Raw genomic sequence first — 15,989 nt, forward strand, 5'->3', positions numbered from 1 at the left:
GGTGACGGACGGGATCGTCCGGAGCCCAAACTAGCGCTGTTAGTTTTCCGGCGCCAGAGACCCTCCGGAGACCCCCGTCACGTGCCGTGCCCGGCGGCGTCCTACATGTCCAGGCCCGGGACGTCCTTCGGCAGCGGGCAGATGCGGCGGCCCTGGTGGTCGAAGACGTACAGGTGCGCGAGGTCGACCAGGAGGGGCACCTGGCCGCCGGTGCGCAGCATCATGTCGGGCCCGGTCCGCACGACGAGGTCGCTGGCGGTGACGGCGGGGCGGTCCGGGCTGTGCATGCCCGGCGGCAGGTCGTCGGCCTCCGGCGCGTCCAGGACGGCGACGGACCCGCCGACGTAGGAGGTGGCGCGCTCCTTGATCCGCTCCAGCATCCCCGCACCGCCCTGGCCTCCCCGGCGCCTGCGCACGGGGCCCCGGTCGGTGCGGGCCGACTCCAGCTCGGGGACCACGGCGGGCCGGGAGCCGGTGTTGAGGTGGACCAGCGCCTCGTGGCCCTGGTACTCGACGTGCTCCACGATGCCGCTGAGCGCGACCTCGCCGGGGCGGGCGTGGCTGGGCGGGGCGATCCGGACCGCCTCAGAGCGGAGGCCGACGATGATCGGGCGGCCCTGCTGGATGCGCAGGAGCTGGTGGTCGTGGCTGAGCGGTTCGGACAGCGGGAGCCGCTGGCGGCCCAGGTCGATGGACATCCGGCCGTCCAGGGGCGCGTGCACCACGGCCTGGAGCAGGTTGATCCGGGGCGTCCCGATGAAGGCGGCGACGAACACGTTCTCCGGCAGGGCGTATACCTCGCGCGGCGGGCTGACCTGCTGGAGGATCCCACCGCGCATGACGGCGACCCGGTGGCCGAGCGACATGGCCTCGGCCTGGTCGTGGGTCACGTACACGGTGGTGACGCCGAGTTCCTTGGTGAGCTGGGCTATCTCGGCGCGCAGGTGGTTGCGGAGTTTCGCGTCGAGGTTGGACAGCGGCTCGTCCATGAGGAAGGCGGAGGGCTGGCGCGAGATGGCCCGCCCCATGGCGACCCGCTGGCGCTCGCCGCCGGAGAGCTGGCCGGGGAGCCGGTCCAGGATGCGCTCGATCCCGAGCATCCTGGCCGTGTTCTCGATGCGTTCGTTGTGGTCCGCGCGCGGGTTCTCCAGCTTCAGCGGGAAGCCGATGTTGGCCCGGTTGGTCATGGTCGGGTACAGCGCGAAGTTCTGGAAGACCATGGACATCCCGCGTTCGCGCGGGGTGAGGTGTGTGGCCGGTTCGCCGTCGAGCAGGATCTCGCCCTCGGTGATGTCCTCCAGACCGGCGATCATGCGGAGCACGGTCGACTTGCCGCAGCCCGAGGGGCCCAGCAGGACGACGAATTCGCCCGGGTCTATGGAGAGCGAGAGCTGGTCGACGGCGCGCTGGGACCGTCCGTATGCCTTGCTGACGTTGTTCAGGGTGATGGCGCGAGTCATGTGGTTCCGCCCGGGAGGGTTCGTGGTGGAGCGGTGGGGAGCGGCAGCAGTGGCCCGAAATTAACCCACCGCGCCCGGTGAGGGAATGACTCGCGCAAATTTGGGTATCCCCCGCCCCCCTTCCCAGCCGGGGGAAAAGGTCAGTCGAGCCTCCGGGCGAGGTAGGCGTGGATGAGGTCGCGGGTCTCGGCGACGAGCGCGTCGTCGCCGGACGGATCGGTGCGGAAGGCCAGTTTGAGCAGGGCGTCGGCCGCCTCCACGCAGACCAGGACCGCGCGCAGCAGGTCCGCGTCGGCCTCCCGGCCGAACCGGCCGGCGAGAAGTCCGGTGAGCCGGGACGCGACCCGCTGGTTGGCGTCGTCGGCCGGGTCCTCACCGGGCGCCGGGGCCCCGAAGTCCACGAGGGCGAAGCCGGGGACGGTGCGCTTCATCGCCAGGTACTCGTCCAGCACGGCGTCGATCGCGCCGCGCCAGTCGGCTGCTTCGACGGCGGTCAGCCGGGCGGTGATGCGCTCGGCGTAGCTGTCCAGGTTGCGGCGGGCCAGCGCGTCGGCCAGGGACCGCTTGTTGGAGAAGAAGCGGTAGACGGAGCCGATGGGCACCCCGGCCCGCTGGGCCACGGCCCGGGTGGACAGCTGCTCGTAGCCCATCTCGTCGAGGAGTCCGGCGCAGGCGTCGAGAATCCGGGCGAGGCGTTCTGCGCTGCGCTGCTGCACCGGGGCGCGGCGGAGGTTGTTCGTGTCGGGCACGCCTTCCATCATGCCGTTGGACCTCCTGCGGCAAGGGCGGGGGCCGGTCCGGCCCTGATCCGCCGGACAGACCCTAAGCGACGAGCAGGGCGAGACCTCCCACGGTGTACGCGATCATCAGGACGAGCAGCGGGAGCTGTCCGACGACGGCGCGCCGGGGCGGCATGAGCCGTACGGACCTGTCGTGCGCGGCGATGACGCCGAGGACGTGGCCGGTGACGATCGCGACGACCTGGAGGGTGGCCACGCCGCCCGGCCCCAGGGGCGGTTCGGGCACGGTGGGGCGGTCGGCGCCGAACGCCAGGCGCACGGTGTGCGGGCCCTCGGTGGCGAACAGCGTGAAGTAGTGGGCGACGAGGTAGCCGAGGGCGATCGGCACCAGTGAGTGGGCGAACGCGGTGAGCGGGTGGGGCAGCGTGCCGCAGACGAGCCGGGTGGCGCCCGCGCAGAGCCCGTAGAGGGCGGCGACGAGGACGGCGGCGCCGAGCAGCCCCAGGGTGGCGGTGGTGGTACGGCCCAGCTGCGAGGTCTGCACGGTGGCGATCCAGCGCGGTGCGTCGGAGAAGCCGTCGTACGCGGTGGAGCCGAGCATCACGCAGACGGTGGCGACGAGCCCGGGCAGCCGGGGTGTGGCGTCGAGCCCGTTGAACGGGGAGCGGACGACGAGGCGGCCGTCGGCGGGGCGCCGGCCGAGGAGGGAGAGCCGGGCCAGGAGGCCGGAGTAGACCTCGAAGGCGTCGGCGTGGTCGAACCAGTGGGCGCCGTACACCGCCGCGCCCGCGAGGTGGACGGCCGCGTAGACGCCGAGGAACACCAGCAGGGCGGTGGGCGATGCGGGGTCGGGGGCGACGAGTTCCAGCCAGGTGAAGGCGAGGAGCCCGGCCGCGGCGGGCCACATGCCGAGGCGTACGGGGAGGGGCCTGCCCGCATCCGGGTCGCGGTGGAGCGCCCGGCAGGCGAGGAGGTGCGCGGTGCGCAGGGGATTGAGCCGCCGCCAGACGGGCCCCAGGAGCAGCGAGGCGGGGACGAGCCCGACCCACAGCAGGACGTAGACCGCGCCGGGCGCCGGGTTGCGGTCCGGGTCGGCGGGGCCCAGGAGCAGCCACAGGACGACGAAGAGCGCGGCGGCCAGGCCGAGCGCGCGGGCGGTGAACCGGGTGGCGCGGGCGTCGGCCGGGCGCTGGACGGCGGCCGGGAGCGGGCGGCCCGCCGTGTCACCCCTGAACCGGGAGTCCGGCCAGAGCAGGCCGAGCGCGAGGAACGAGACGAAGAGCGCGGCGAAGGCCCCGGCGAACGCGTAGAACGGCGAGAGGGGCAGGTCGTGCTGGGCCCCGATGCCGTGGGCGAGGACGCGCACGGCACCGGGGGCGGGGGCGCCCGTCATCGGACGACGAGCTGGGTCAGCAGGAGGTCCGACTCATGGGTCTCGACCTCGAAGAGCCCGGTGCGGTCGGCGGTGAACGCGACCGTGACGGTCCGTCCGGCGGGGAGCCTCGCCTCCTTGTCGTAGCCGTGGACGTGCAGGACGTCGTCGCGGTCGCTGCGGACCCGCAGGCGCACGGTGCGACCCTTCTCGATCTCGGTGCGGCCCGGGGCCGGGCTCACCTCGCCGCCCTTGACGGCCGTCTCGACCGTGACGGTGTCGCCGTCGGGGCTCGCGGAGGCGTCGCCGAGCGTGGCGGCGGCCCGGACCGGGGCGGAGCCGACGGCCCAGGCGGTGTGGTCGTCGGCGTACAGCCCGGCGGTGAGGTGGGTGCCGCCCCCGGCAGCCCGGAGCAGCGATGCGGGCAGGTGGAACCAGGCGCCGTAGACCCGGGCGAGCGGGTGGCCGTCCAGAAAGAGGCGGGCGTGGCCGTGTCCGGCGAGCGCGCCGCCGCCCACGCTGTCCGGGGTGAAGCGGAAGTTGCGCACGGTGAGGTGGACGTTCCAGCCGTCCTCCGAGTCGGGGCGGACGGCGAGGTCCACCTCGGGGGCGCCGTCGGCGTCGACCTGGCGGAGCCGGTGGCCGTCGCCGTCGTCGGCCTTCAGGAGGCGGCCGTTGCTGCCGGTGTCCTCGGCGTGGCTGGTGCCGGGCTTGTGGTGGGTGGTGGCCCTGCCCCCGCAGGCGCCCGCGCCGAGGACGAGGACGGCGGCGGTGAGCAGGGCGAGGGCCGTGCGGACGGGGCGGGCGCGGGTCATGAGGGGTCGCCTTCCGAAGCGGTGGCGTCGGGCTTCGCGGCGGGCGCGGAGGGGGCGGCGGACACGGGCTCCGGCGCGGCGGCATCGTCCGGCCCCCTGCCGCCCCCGCCGTCGGCGCGCTCCGCGCGCCCCCGTTCCCCGTGCCGGGCGGCGGCCACGACGGCCCAGACGACCCAGACCAGGCCGAGCAGCCCCCGCACCCAGGCCGGGCTCAGCGGAATCCACGGGATCATGAACACGCCCTTGTCCAGCGCGTCGAGCAGCGTCAGCGCGCCCAGAACCACGGTCACCCAGCCGAACACCGGGCGCGCCGGGCGCAGCGCCAGGCCGAGGCCGGTCCACCAGAGCCCGGTGAGCAGCAGTGCGACGGCGGGGACGTAGGTGGCGGCGAGGCCCATGGTGGACCCGGCCACGTCCAGGCCAAGGCCGATGACGCCCAGGACGGACGCGACCGCGGCGAGCCGGCTGGTCCGCAGCCGCCGCCACCAGAGGACCCCGCCGACGAGCACGAGGACCACGGCGATGCCCAGGGCGGCCTGGACCTCGATGCGTTCGATGCCCCGTGCCCCGTACCAGTCGCAGCCGGCCGGCAGCCGGCGGGCCCGTACGTCGTAGTCGGCGCAGACCAGCAGCTGGGCGAGTTTGACGGGTTCGCCGATGAGCCGGTCGGTGGAGCCGGTGACGTCGCCCCGCTTCTCGCCGCAGCCGGGCAGGGAGCGCGGGGTGGAGGCGCCGGTGCCGGACTGCCAGCAGTTGCCGTCGCCCTGGCCGTCCCACCAGACGTCGGTGCCGTTGGGGCGGGAGTTGCCGTTCCTGTCCTCGCCGAGGTGGTTGCCGGCGTACCGGTTGTGGTGCGAGGTGTCGGTCTGCTTGCCGAGGGCGTTCTCGCCGCGGATGAAGGCGGGGACGGCGCTCAGGAAGAAGGCCGCGCGGTCCTGCCCGTAGATCCAGTTGTCCTCGTAGCGGTTCCAGTTGCCGCCCGCGGTGATGATGCCGGTGCCCGGGGGCATGGAGATCTGCGGGCAGACGACACCGTCCTCGTAACCCCGCTCGGCGGGCGGCTCGGCGCAGGTGCCGTCGGCGACGTAGCGGTAGTAGTCGGCGTTGTTGTCGTGGATGAGGTTGCGTGCGAAGCGGGCGTGGTTCTGCGGGAGGCCGGGGTGGCCGGGGAAGGCGCTGTCCATCGAGGCGCCGCCCATGTTGTGGTCGAACTCGTTGTCGTGGACGTAGACGGAGTCCCCGGCGGTGCCGGAGTAGCCGACCATGCTGTGGTGGCTGCGGCAGCCGGTGATCTCGATCGAGTAGCGCGGTACGTCGTAGCCGTAGCCGTCGTTGATGTCGGAGGCGCTGCCGGGGTAGATGCCGGAGTCGCCGTTGCCGTAGGACTCGCAGTCCTTGTACAGGCCGTGGTCACTGGCGAAGGTCAGGAAGCCGTACTCGTCGTTCCAGCGGGTCAGCACGTCGTCGATGACGAAGCCGTCCTGGGCGAGGACGTAGAGCGAGTTGAAGGTGGTGCGCTGGGCGGTGAAGTTCTTGAAGTAGATCCCGTCGGACTTGTCCGAGCGGATCGCGTTGAGCTTGCGGTACTTGGCGTCGATGACGACGTCCGTGCGGGCGGCGCCCGTGCCCTCGATCTGGAGGTCCTTCTTGCCGAGGATCGCCACCAGGTTCTGGTTGTGCGGGCACTGCGCCTGCTGCTCGTAGCTGAGGATCTGGTAGCCCAGCTTGGAGTCGGGGGCCTTCAGGTGGGCGCACTCGCCCTTCGGCGCGGGCAGCGAGGGCTCCTCCTCGTACAGGCCGGGAAGGATCGCGATGGTCTTCCCGGGCCCGTCGACGGCGTCGACCGCCTGCTGGAGGTGGCGGTAGCCGGAGGTGCGGCACCGCTCGAACAGCTTGAGGTTCCTGGCCTTCAGGGCGTCGGGGAAGCCGGAGATCCGGCGCTCGAAGCCGGCCCGGTCGGTCTTGCAGACCAGGAGGTCGGGCTCGCCGGTGCGGTACACGGGGACGCTGCCGGTGCCGTCGGGCAGGGTGACCGGCCGTTCCTCGTGCGCCTGGGCGGCGGGGGCCGTGAGCAGTGCGGCGGCGAGCACCGCCGGAACCGCCAAAAGTCTTCGTGTCCACGACATGTGCGGGAGAGTAGAGCATTGTTCAGCTTTTTGAACCCCTTCTGCACGCCGAATGCCGTTGACTCTCCACGCTTCCATTCCTACGGTTATGCATAGGATTCCTTCGGACGGGAGCGCACATGGGCGGCATCGAGCAGGCGAGAAAGACGGCGGAGGGGCTTGAGTACTCCACCGGTTTCGGGAACCAGCACAGCTCGGAGGCGGTGCCGGGAGCGCTCCCGCACGGGCGCAACTCGCCGCAGCGCGCCCCCCTGGGGCTGTACGCGGAGCAGCTGAGCGGGTCCGCGTTCACCGAGCCCCGCGCCCACAACCACCGCAGCTGGCTGTACCGCATCCGCCCCTCGGCGGCCCATCCCCCGTTCGTCCGCACGGACAACGGCGCGCTGCGCTCGGCCCCGTTCACCGAGACCGTGCCGGACCCGAACCGGCTGCGCTGGGACCCGCTCCCCGAGCCCGCGCCCGGCACGGACTTCGTGGCGGGCCTGTGGACCCTGGGCGGCAACGGCGACGCGGCGCAGCGCACCGGCATGGCCGTGCACCTCTACCACGCCAACGCGGCGATGACGGACCGGGTGTTCAGCGACAGCGACGGCGAGCTGCTGATCGTCCCCCAGCACGGCGGGCTGCTCCTGCGCACCGAACTGGGCCTGCTGCGCGCCGAGCCCGGCCATGTCGCCCTGATCCCGCGCGGCGTCCGCTTCCGGGTCGAGCTGCTGGACGAGAGCGCACGCGGGTACGTCTGCGAGAACTACGGCCGCCCGTTCACCCTCCCCGATCTCGGCCCGATCGGCGCCAACGGTCTGGCCAACGCGCGGGACTTCCTCGCCCCGGTCGCCGCGTACGAGGACGTGGAGTGCCCGGTCGAGGTGATCAACAAGTACTGCGGCAACCTCTGGACGGCGCCCTACGACCACTCCCCGCTCGACGTCGTCGCCTGGCACGGCAACCACACCCCGTACGTCTACGACCTGCACCGGTTCAACGTCATCGGCTCGATCAGCTACGACCACCCGGACCCGTCGATCTTCACGGTGCTGACCTCGCCCTCGGACACGCCGGGCCTGGCCGGGGTCGACTTCGTGGTGTTCGCGCCGCGCTGGCTGGTCGGCGAGGACACCTTCCGCCCGCCGTACTTCCACCGCAACGTGATGAGCGAGTACATGGGCCTGATCGAGGGCGCGTACGACGCGAAGACGGCCGGAAAGGGCGGCTTCGTGCCCGGCGGCGGCTCGCTCCACACCATGATGTCGGCGCACGGCCCGGACCGGGAGACCTTCGAGAAGGCGAGCGCGGCCGAGCTGAAGCCGCAGAAGATCGACGACGGCCTCGCCTTCATGTTCGAGACCCGCTGGCCGATCACCGCGACCGAGCAGGCCGCGACGGCGGACCACCTGCAACGGGGCTACGACGACGTATGGCAGGGTCTGAGCCGCAACTTCAGGCCGTGACGGTCCCCGCCGGGGCCGGCGACGACGCATGCAGGAGGACCAGGTGCCGCAGCCCGCTGCGAACAGCCCCGCGCCCCGGGGCGCCGCCTTCGCGCCCGACTCGCTGGTCCTGAACCGCAAGCTGCCGCTGTGGTACCAGGTCTCGCAGTCGCTGCGGGCGTCCATACTGGGCCGCGCCCCGGACGCCACGCTGCGGCTGCCCACCGAGGAGCAGCTCGCGGCGCACTACGGCGTCAGCGTGCTGACCATGCGCCAGGCGCTCAAGGAGCTGGAGACGGAGGGCCTGATCAGCCGGCACCGGCGGCGCGGCACGTTCATCGAGCCGCACGCCCGCCGGGGCTCGCCGGTCCGGCTGCTCGGCTCGATCGACGCGATCGTCGCCCAGCAGTCGGGCGAGCGCTCCACACTGCTCGACCACGGCCCGGTCCCCGTTCCGGGCGAGGTGGCCGAGCACTTCCCGGGCTGCGCGGAGGTCGTCGGCTACCGCCGGCTGCGGTGCGACGGGACGACCGGCGAGCCGACGAACTGGGCGCAGAACTGGGTGCACCCCGAGGTCGCGGCGGACCTCGACCCGGCGGACCTCGACCGGTGGCCGATGACCAAGGTGCTGCGCGACCGGGTCGGCGTCCCGATCTCCCGGATCACCGACACGGTCGAGGCCCGCCTCGCCGACCCGGCCACCGCCGAGCTGCTGGGCGTCCCGCTGCTGAGCCCGATCCTGTACTACACGGGCGTCACGTACGACGAGAGCGGCCGGGTGGTCGACGTGGCCCGGATCCATTACCGGGGCGACCGCTTCTCGTTCTCGGTGACGGTGGAGGCGCACTGACGTCTTACGGAAGGGCTGCTCCGGACCGGCCGGAGGGCCTTTACGATGCCGGGGAAGGCGGCAGGCGGGGAGGACGACACGGTGGCAGCACCGGCAGCGACCGGGTCCGGCGAGGGCCCACGCGGGCCCCTCCTCGACGACCTCATGCCCTGGTCGGTCCGCCCGCTGCGCACCGGGCGCGCCTGGGTGACCGCCCCGGACGCGGCGTCCCTGCGGGCCCGCTGGGACCGCCTCGTGCGGGCGTCGGGCGAGGAGCGCGAGCGGCTGTTCGCCCCGACCCGCGCGCGTACGCAGCACACCGCCGTGACCGCCCTGCCCGGCCGGTCCGGCGCCACCGGCCGCTTCGCCCGCGAGACGGGCCCCTGCCCGGAGCCGGTGCGGGTGCTGCACGGCCCGTACGACGAGCAGTGGCTGATCCCCGACCACCGCCTCATCGACGCGGCCCGGCCCGAGCTGTGGCGGGTCGCCGACGACCACCAGCTCTTCCTGGTCGAGCACGGCCGGGTGCCGAACGATCCGGGCCCCGCCGTTTCGGTGACGGCGCTGCTGCCCGACGGCCACTCCCCCGCCGGCCGCCCCGGCCGGGTCCGCCCGCTCTACCGCCGCCCCGGCGGCCTCGAACCCAACCTCGCCCCGGGCCTGCTCCCCGTCCTGCGCGCCCGGTACGGGGACGCGGTCACCGCCGAGTCGGTGCTCGCCTGGATCCTGGCGGCGGCCCGGCCCTCACCGGCCGGCTGCGTCGTCCCGCTCCCGGCGGACGCCGGCCGCTGGGCGGAGGGGGTGGACCTGGGCTGCGAGCTGCTGCGGCTCCAGCTGCGCGGCGCGCGCGGGGCGGAGCGCCCCCGGCTTCCGGGCGGGCAGCGCCCCTATGTGCGGGCGGCCGTCCCGCCGGTGCCGGTGCCCCTGTCGTACGACGCCGAGGAGCGGGCGCTCGTCCTCGGCACCGGCCGCGTCGCGCCGGTGTCCGCCGCCGCGTGGGAGTTCCGGGTGAGCGGGGTGCGGGTCCTGGAGCTGTGGTTCGAGCGGCGGGCGGCGGTGTGCGGGGCGCCGGGGGCGGACGCGGCGGGGCTCGACGCGGTCCGGCCGCGCGCCTGGCCGCAGGAGTGGACCTCGGAGCTGCTGGACCTGGTGACGCTCCTCGCCCTCCTGGCCGAGCTGCGGCCCCGTCAGGAGGCGCTGGCCGAGGCGCTGGCCTCCGGGCCGGGGACCGGCGAGGACGAGCTGCGGGCGGCGGGGGTGCTGCCGGTCGGGGAGGCGGCGCGGCGGCCCGCTTCGGTCCTGGACCATCAGGAGGAGGGGCCGGACGGGCAGTTCGCGCTGCTGTGAGCGGGGCCGGCGCGCCTAGGGCGTGTTTCGAAAGTAGCGCCGTCCGCCCGTAGGGCGGGTCCGGCGGCGTCTGGTGCGTGCGATCGCAAGGCGGAGGGTCGCCCCGATACTGGTTGTATCGGGGTGATCCCGACAACGCGGCGAGCAATGGGGCCTCCCCTGCTCGAACGGAGTTGAGAGCTTGGGGAAGTGCCAGGCGTCGCCGGACAGGCGGGACTTTCGAAACACGCCCTAGTCGGCCAGGGCGGCCGGCCGGTCCAGGTCGCCGAGGAGGCGGACGAAGCCCGTCTCCAGGAAGGCGCGGAGCTCGTCCAGGGCGTCCGGCTCGTCCAGCGGCCAGCTGGTGACCGCCTCTTCGGCGAAGGCCAGCCAGGCCCGGGTGGCCAGGGCCAGCCGGGGCGACGGCTCCATCCCGAGCCGGCGCTGCCCCTCCGCGACCCGGCGGGCGAGGGTGGCGCGGGTGGCCTCCACGATGTCGCCGGCGGCGGGGTGGCTGCCGGCGGCGCCCCGGACGAGGGCGCGGTAGACCTTGCGGCGCCCGGTCACGTACGCGACGAAGCCGGCGATGAACGCGCGCATCCAGGCGACCGGGTCCAGCGAGGCGTCGGGTTCGGTGGCGGCGGCGAAGTCGTCGCACTCCTTGCGCACCACGGACCGGTAGAAGTCGCGTTTGGAGTCGAAATAGTGGAAGAGCAGGCCGCGCGATATACCGGCCCGCCGGGCCACGGCATCGGTGGAGAGCTCGTCCAGGGAACAATCGGCGAGCATGTCCACGCCAATCGCCACCAGTTGCGCCCTCCGCTCGTCGGGGCGCAGACGCGCGGCACGCTTCTCGGGCATGGGCACAGTGTAGAAGTAGTTCGACACCGAATTATCTCGGCACCCATGCGGGCCCGTCGGACACAGCGCGTGACCGGACGCGGACATGGCGACGCGCCACTGCCGGCTCCGGGGATGACGGAAGAGCGGGCAGCAGCGCGCTGCGGGAACCAGGACCGCGGTCGGATCAGCGGCGGCTGCCGAAGAGCGAGCGCCGCAGCCGGCGCAGTGGCGCGAAGAGCGACACCCGCGCACTCCTGCTGCGCCGGGCGTGTCCGGCGTCGCGCGAGGTCAGCTCGCGCATCAGCAGCGTCGCTTCCGCCGCCTCGCGCTGCGGCACGACGGGGCCGCCCAGCACTGCGAGATGGCGGTCGAGGCGCGAACTCGTCGCGCTGCTCCCGCATGTAATGGCAGGCACGCGCGCCCTGCTGCGCACCGTTATCTGTTCCATGTCACTCCCCACCCGTACGAGGGCACTCGGCCCGGGCAGGTTAACCCTATCGCCTGCCACCGACACCCGTGTATCCCGGGAGCGGGATTACGCACACACATACGGAGGTTGACGAGGCGTAGGTGAATCTGCCCGATTCCGGAGCGAGTTGGCGGGCACTAGTCGAGCGCGTTCAGGACGGGCAGGTAGCCGCCCGACTGGCCGGCGGCGAAGGGGTGGTAGGACTCGCCGATGTTCAGCCAGTTGAGGCTGTGCAGCCAGGCGCTTCCGGAGCAGATCTCGTGCCCGGTGAAGGCGCTGGTGACGTCGCCGAAGCTGAAGCCGTGGTCGGCGGCACGCTTGGCGGTGGCCGCGTTGAGGTAGTCGGCGGCGCCGTTGATGGCGCCGCGCACCTTGTCGCTCAGTCCGACGACACAGCTGCCGCCGATCTTGTAGAAGCGCGGGTAGCCGAGGACGACGACATGGGCGGCGGGAGCCTTGGCCTCGATCGCGTCGTACACCGAGTTCAGCTTGCCGGGCAGCGTGGTGTCCACGTAGCTGCGGGCGGTGGCGATGCGGTTGAGGCAGGTGGCCTCCGACTGGAGGACACAGGTCGTCATGACGTCGGAGAAGCCCGCGTCGTTGCCGCCGATGGAGATCGTGACGAGGTCGGTCGAGGAGGTGAGCGGTCCGAGCTGACTGGCGATCACATCTCCCGTACGCGCCCCGGAACAGGCGGTGAAGGAGAAGGAGGCGGGCGAGTGGGCGGAGGCCCAGAGCGGGGGGTAGGCGAGGGTGCTGCGCTTGCAGTCGCCGCTGGAGCTGATGTAACTCCCGGAGCCGACGCCCGAGGAGTACGAGTCCCCGAGGGCGACGTAGTCGACGGACGAGGCGGCGTTCGCGGTGGACGCCCCGGTCAGGGCGATGACGGCGCCGAGCAGGAGCGAGGACGAGAATGCCACGAGTCTGGACAGTTTCACGGAATCTCCCTTGAGCGGCCGACAGGATCTCTGCCTACTCAGTGGTAGCAGCGCGGACACCGTTTCCGGAAGTGTTCATGCCAAGTCGAACGGGTGAGCTTTCGCTTACGGTGCCGTGTCGGGCGCGTCACCAACTCCGCTCCTTGGCGCAGGAGTTGCCCGCGTGCCCGCGCGATCCGACGACACGGCCCAGGAGAGGAGGCCCTCTCAGTCGGCGAAGACGGCGCGCACCGCGTCCTCGGCGAGCTCCAGGGCGCGGGCGCGGGAGAGACCCAGGCGGCGGGCCTGCTCGGCGTACGCGCGGGCCGCGGCGGCGGCGTTGCGGTCGGCGGTGTCACCGGCGGCGGCGACGAACGTGCCGTTGCGTCCGCGGGTTTCGATGACGCCGTCCGCCTCCAGTGCCCGGTACGCCTTGGCGACCGTATTGGCGGCGAGGCCTAGCTCCTCGGCGAAGCCGCGTACCGTCGGGAGCCGGTAGCCGACCGGCAGCACGCCGGAGCGGGCCTGTTCGGAGATCTGGGTGCGCAGCTGCTCGTACGGGGCGGTGCCGGAGTCCGGGTCCACAGCGATCTTCAGGGTCACGGGCCGATTGTCCCCCACGGGCGGAAAATGGGAGGCGGTCGGGTCGGCGGCGCGGCTAGCGTGCGGCGCATGGCTGTCCTCGTACGCGACTTCCGGCCCGACGACGCCGAGGGGTGGGTGCGGCGCGCCGCCCGGACCGACGGGGTGGACCGCTACCGGTCGGGGATGACGGGCACCCGGCGGGCGTACCGGGGCCGCGGCCTCGCCAAGCTCGCGAAGAACGACTCACTGCAGCGGGCGCGCGCGGCCGGGTGCACCGACGCCTACACCGGCAACGACGCCGGGAACGAGCCGATGCTGACGGTCAACCGCTGGTTCGGCTACGAGATCTGCGCCACGGAGGTGCGCCATGTCCGCAGGCTCGGCTGACGCCGGCGTGACCGTCGTCCTGGTCAAGGCCGGGAAGACCAAGATCAGGTATCCGGCGGCCCCGGTCGCCGACGACGGCACCCGGATCACCGTCCGGGCCCCCTGGGCCGCCCCGGGCGTCCGGGACTTCGGCTTCGTCCGCTTCGAACCGGGCGACGTCTTCACCGAGCACTACTGGCGGGACGCCTGGTTCGCGGTGAAGGAGGTCCGCTCCGGCTCGGGCGAGCTCAAGGGCTGGTACTGCGACGTGACCCGCCCGGCCGTGCTCCGGGACGGCGAGCTGGTCGTGGAGGACCTGGACCTCGACCTGTGGGTGTCGGCCGACCGCACGGAGATCCTGCGGCTGGACGAGGACGAGTTCGCCGCGAGCGGCCTGGCCGGACGCGACCCCGAGGCGGCGAAGGCCGCGGCGGCGGCCCTGGACGAGCTGGAACGGCTGGCCCGATCCGGGAACGGGCTCGCCCCTCTGCTGACCTGAGCGGCCGCCCTCACCCCCCGCTCACCGGCAGCACCACCGCCCGCCGCTCGCCCTCCGGTTCGTACGCGATCGGGTCGCCGTCCTCGTGCCAGTGGATCAGGAACCGCTCCCCCGCCCGGTAGCCGTCGAGGCCCGCGCGGCAGTAGGCGACCATGTCGTCGGGGAGGGCGTCCAGCGGATACCAGGCCAGCTCGGAGCACTTGTCCGGTTCGCGGTTGTACGGGGGCCGCGCGGGGTCGTACGCCGCCTCGAAGAACCAGCCCGTGCGCGGATCGCCGCCCGGGCCGCGGTGCTGCATGACCAGCGCCACGCGCAGCTCCGCCGGGTCCAGGGCGAGGCCGGTCTCCTCGGCCGCCTCCCGGATCACCGCGGCGCGCACGTCCTCGCCGTCCTCCACATGGCCGGACGGGGCGTGCAGCAGGCCGTCCGCGTATCCCGTGCCGGCCCGGCGGGCGAGCAGGACCTCGGGGCCGCGGCGGAGGATCAGGTGCACGTCGACCACCTCGGTGTGGCGGCGCGTCCCGCGCACCCGGGCCACCAGCGCGTACCGCTCGTCGTCCACGTCCTTGCCCCACAGGTCGCGGTCGTCGGAGAGCCGCTCGTGGTGGACGCGCTCGGTGAGCGGGGCGAGCAGCGCGGTGAGGCGTTCGGCGGAAAGGCCGGTCCCGTTCCACACTCCCTCGACCAGGACCAGCCTGCCGCCGGGGCGCAGGAGCCCGGCCCAGCGGCGCAGGACGGCGGCCGGGTCGGGCAGCGTCCACACCACGTGCCGGGCGAGGACCACGTCGAACCTGCGGTCGCCCACGGGCGGCCGGGCCGCGTCCCCCACCAGCACCTCGGCGCCCGTGCCGGCCAGCTTGGCGCGGGCCCGCTCCACCATGCGCGGCGCGCTGTCGACGGCGGTGAGCCGGTGGCCCTGTTCGGTCGCGAGCAGCGCCAGGCTCCCCGTACCGCAGCCGAGGTCGAGGACGTCGGACGGCCCGGCGGGCAGCCAGCTCTCCAGCCGCCGCGCCCAGGCGGCGCGGACCACCGGGTCGAGCAGCCCGTGGTCGGCCTCGTGGTCGAAGGTGTCGGCGAGGGAGTCCCAGTCGGTCGTCGTCATGATCCGATCGTGCCAGCCGCCACTGACAACGCCCCGTCCCGGCGAGGAGGGACCTCGCCGGGACGGGGGCGCAAAGTAGCTCTAGCCGATGACCGAGGCGCAGTCGGTGTTGGTGGCGTGCGCCGGATCCAGGGCGTTCGCCACCTCGTGGTAGGCGACCCGGTCGATGGTCCCGATGGCCACGTGCTCGGAGAGGTCGACCGGGCACAGGTCCTGGAGCAGGACGTTGCGCACGTCGGGCCCGTTCAGGAACTGCGTCCGATACGGCGTCACGACCTCGTCGTACCGGGTCGCGATGACGGTGTAGTGCACGCCGGGCACGGTGTCCGGCAGGGAGTTGAGCTTGGTGATGAAGGGCGATCCGGCCACCTGGTCGGCGAGTCCGGGCGTACCGGCGTTGAGCAGGTACTCGGCGCCGGGGAAGTACGGCAGGAGCTTGGTCAGGCCGAGCAGCGTGGTGCCGTGGTTGTCGGGGGCGAGCCCGATCATGGCGTTCACCTTGGCCGCCCCGCCCAGGAACTTCAGGTAGTAGTTCGGCATCATGCCGCCCTGCGAGTGGCCCACGATGTCCGCCTTGGCGGCGCCGGTGGAGGCGAGCACCTTGTCGACGAAGGCGGCGAGCTGTCCTGCCGACTTGTCGATCGGGCCGAGGCCGTTGAAGACCGGCACGCCGGGCAGCTGGCCGTAGTCGAGCGAGTAGACGCAGTAGCCCCGGTTCACCAGGTAGGGGGCGAGGACGAGCCAGTTGTCGACCGAGTTCCCGAAGGTCCCGTGGACCAGGACGACGGGGCGGGGGTGGGCGGCGGAGGGCTTGCAGGAGTAGTCGTTCCAGCCGCGCGAGGTGGCGGCCGTCGCGGCGGGGGCGGCCGCGGCGGTCGCCGTGGGGGTGGCGGCCGCGGCGACGGCGAGGAGCAGGGCGGCGAGCGTCCGGCGGGCGCGTGGGGGACGCGGCGCACGGGTCCAGGGCAGCATCGTGGGGTCTCCTTGCGGCTCAAGGGAGTTGCGATGTCTGTGCACCCTGCGGCCCGGACCACAAGTACTGCTGGGTTTCGCACGCTCAGGCTCGGCGTGCTCATGCCAAATTACGCACGAGTAGGGTTCGCTGGGAAGTTA

The 15,989-nt window shown here is 73.0% G+C and carries 14 protein-coding genes and 2 pseudogenes; 5 read left to right on the forward strand and 11 right to left on the reverse strand.

What is annotated here, in order from left to right:
• Nucleotides 1-101: 101 nt before the first annotated feature.
• From ACLQ2N_RS30520 to ACLQ2N_RS30540, 5 genes are all read right to left on the reverse strand, one after another.
• Complete coding sequence (locus tag ACLQ2N_RS30520; protein WP_425818059.1) at nucleotides 102-1,460, reverse strand: ABC transporter ATP-binding protein; 1,359 nt, start codon at nucleotides 1,458-1,460, stop codon at nucleotides 102-104.
• 140 nt (nucleotides 1,461-1,600) lie between these two features.
• Nucleotides 1,601-2,218, reverse strand: coding sequence for a TetR family transcriptional regulator (locus ACLQ2N_RS30525; protein WP_425818185.1), 618 nt, complete (start codon nucleotides 2,216-2,218; stop codon nucleotides 1,601-1,603).
• 64 nt (nucleotides 2,219-2,282) lie between these two features.
• Nucleotides 2,283-3,593, reverse strand: coding sequence for a hypothetical protein (locus ACLQ2N_RS30530; RefSeq protein ID WP_425818061.1), 1,311 nt, complete (start codon nucleotides 3,591-3,593; stop codon nucleotides 2,283-2,285).
• Nucleotides 3,590-4,387, reverse strand: coding sequence for a hypothetical protein (locus tag ACLQ2N_RS30535; RefSeq protein ID WP_425818063.1), 798 nt, complete (start codon nucleotides 4,385-4,387; stop codon nucleotides 3,590-3,592). The genes ACLQ2N_RS30530 and ACLQ2N_RS30535 overlap by 4 nt, the downstream gene beginning before the upstream one ends.
• Nucleotides 4,384-6,513 (reverse strand): right-handed parallel beta-helix repeat-containing protein, encoded by a 2,130-nt coding sequence (locus ACLQ2N_RS30540; RefSeq protein WP_425818065.1) that lies wholly within the window; start codon nucleotides 6,511-6,513, stop codon nucleotides 4,384-4,386. The genes ACLQ2N_RS30535 and ACLQ2N_RS30540 overlap by 4 nt, the downstream gene beginning before the upstream one ends.
• Before the next feature lie 119 nt (nucleotides 6,514-6,632).
• Here ACLQ2N_RS30540 and hmgA point away from each other — a divergent pair, with 119 nt between their 5' ends.
• The 3 genes from hmgA to ACLQ2N_RS30555 are packed head-to-tail and all read left to right on the forward strand — an operon-like array spanning nucleotide 6,633 to nucleotide 10,116.
• Complete coding sequence (hmgA, locus tag ACLQ2N_RS30545) at nucleotides 6,633-7,961, forward strand: homogentisate 1,2-dioxygenase (protein WP_425818067.1); 1,329 nt, start codon at nucleotides 6,633-6,635, stop codon at nucleotides 7,959-7,961.
• A 28-nt stretch (nucleotides 7,962-7,989) separates the two neighbouring features.
• Complete coding sequence (locus ACLQ2N_RS30550; protein ID WP_425818069.1) at nucleotides 7,990-8,790, forward strand: GntR family transcriptional regulator; 801 nt, start codon at nucleotides 7,990-7,992, stop codon at nucleotides 8,788-8,790.
• Nucleotides 8,791-8,835: 45 nt separating this feature from the next.
• Nucleotides 8,836-10,116: a type ISP restriction/modification enzyme gene (locus ACLQ2N_RS30555; protein ID WP_425818071.1), complete on the forward strand. Its 1,281-nt coding sequence runs from the start codon at nucleotides 8,836-8,838 to the stop codon at nucleotides 10,114-10,116.
• A 231-nt stretch (nucleotides 10,117-10,347) separates the two neighbouring features.
• Here ACLQ2N_RS30555 and ACLQ2N_RS30560 read toward each other — a convergent pair whose 3' ends face one another.
• The 4 genes from ACLQ2N_RS30560 to ACLQ2N_RS30575 form a co-directional block, all read right to left on the reverse strand.
• Nucleotides 10,348-10,956: a TetR/AcrR family transcriptional regulator gene (locus ACLQ2N_RS30560; RefSeq protein WP_425818073.1), complete on the reverse strand. Its 609-nt coding sequence runs from the start codon at nucleotides 10,954-10,956 to the stop codon at nucleotides 10,348-10,350.
• 166 nt (nucleotides 10,957-11,122) lie between these two features.
• Entirely contained in the window at nucleotides 11,123-11,386 is a 264-nt protein-coding gene (locus tag ACLQ2N_RS30565; protein ID WP_425818075.1) for a hypothetical protein, read from the reverse strand.
• 158 nt (nucleotides 11,387-11,544) lie between these two features.
• Nucleotides 11,545-12,327 (reverse strand): SGNH/GDSL hydrolase family protein, encoded by a 783-nt coding sequence (locus ACLQ2N_RS30570; RefSeq protein WP_425818186.1) that lies wholly within the window; start codon nucleotides 12,325-12,327, stop codon nucleotides 11,545-11,547.
• A gap of 225 nt (nucleotides 12,328-12,552) precedes the next feature.
• The gene (locus ACLQ2N_RS30575; RefSeq protein ID WP_425818077.1) at nucleotides 12,553-12,927 is read right to left on the reverse strand and encodes a GntR family transcriptional regulator; all 375 of its coding nucleotides are present in this window, start codon (nucleotides 12,925-12,927) and stop codon (nucleotides 12,553-12,555) included.
• A gap of 126 nt (nucleotides 12,928-13,053) precedes the next feature.
• Here ACLQ2N_RS30575 and ACLQ2N_RS30580 point away from each other — a divergent pair.
• A pseudogene (locus tag ACLQ2N_RS30580) lies at nucleotides 13,054-13,296 on the forward strand (GNAT family N-acetyltransferase); the annotation flags it as partial.
• Complete coding sequence (locus ACLQ2N_RS30585) at nucleotides 13,277-13,774, forward strand: DUF402 domain-containing protein (protein ID WP_425818079.1); 498 nt, start codon at nucleotides 13,277-13,279, stop codon at nucleotides 13,772-13,774. The pseudogene ACLQ2N_RS30580 and the gene ACLQ2N_RS30585, both read left to right, overlap by 20 nt.
• 16 nt (nucleotides 13,775-13,790) lie before the next feature.
• Here ACLQ2N_RS30585 and ACLQ2N_RS30590 read toward each other — a convergent pair.
• Both ACLQ2N_RS30590 and ACLQ2N_RS30595 read right to left on the reverse strand, forming a co-directional pair.
• A pseudogene (locus ACLQ2N_RS30590) lies at nucleotides 13,791-14,876 on the reverse strand (methyltransferase domain-containing protein); the annotation flags it as partial.
• 81 nt (nucleotides 14,877-14,957) lie between these two features.
• On the reverse strand, nucleotides 14,958-15,848 hold the full coding sequence (locus ACLQ2N_RS30595; RefSeq protein ID WP_425818081.1) for an esterase/lipase family protein: 891 nt from the start codon (nucleotides 15,846-15,848) through the stop codon (nucleotides 14,958-14,960).
• Between the last annotated feature and the right edge of the window lie 141 nt (nucleotides 15,849-15,989).

Source organism: Streptomyces sp. DT224 (genome assembly GCF_049844595.1).
In the GTDB taxonomy this organism is placed as follows: domain Bacteria; phylum Actinomycetota; class Actinomycetes; order Streptomycetales; family Streptomycetaceae; genus Streptomyces.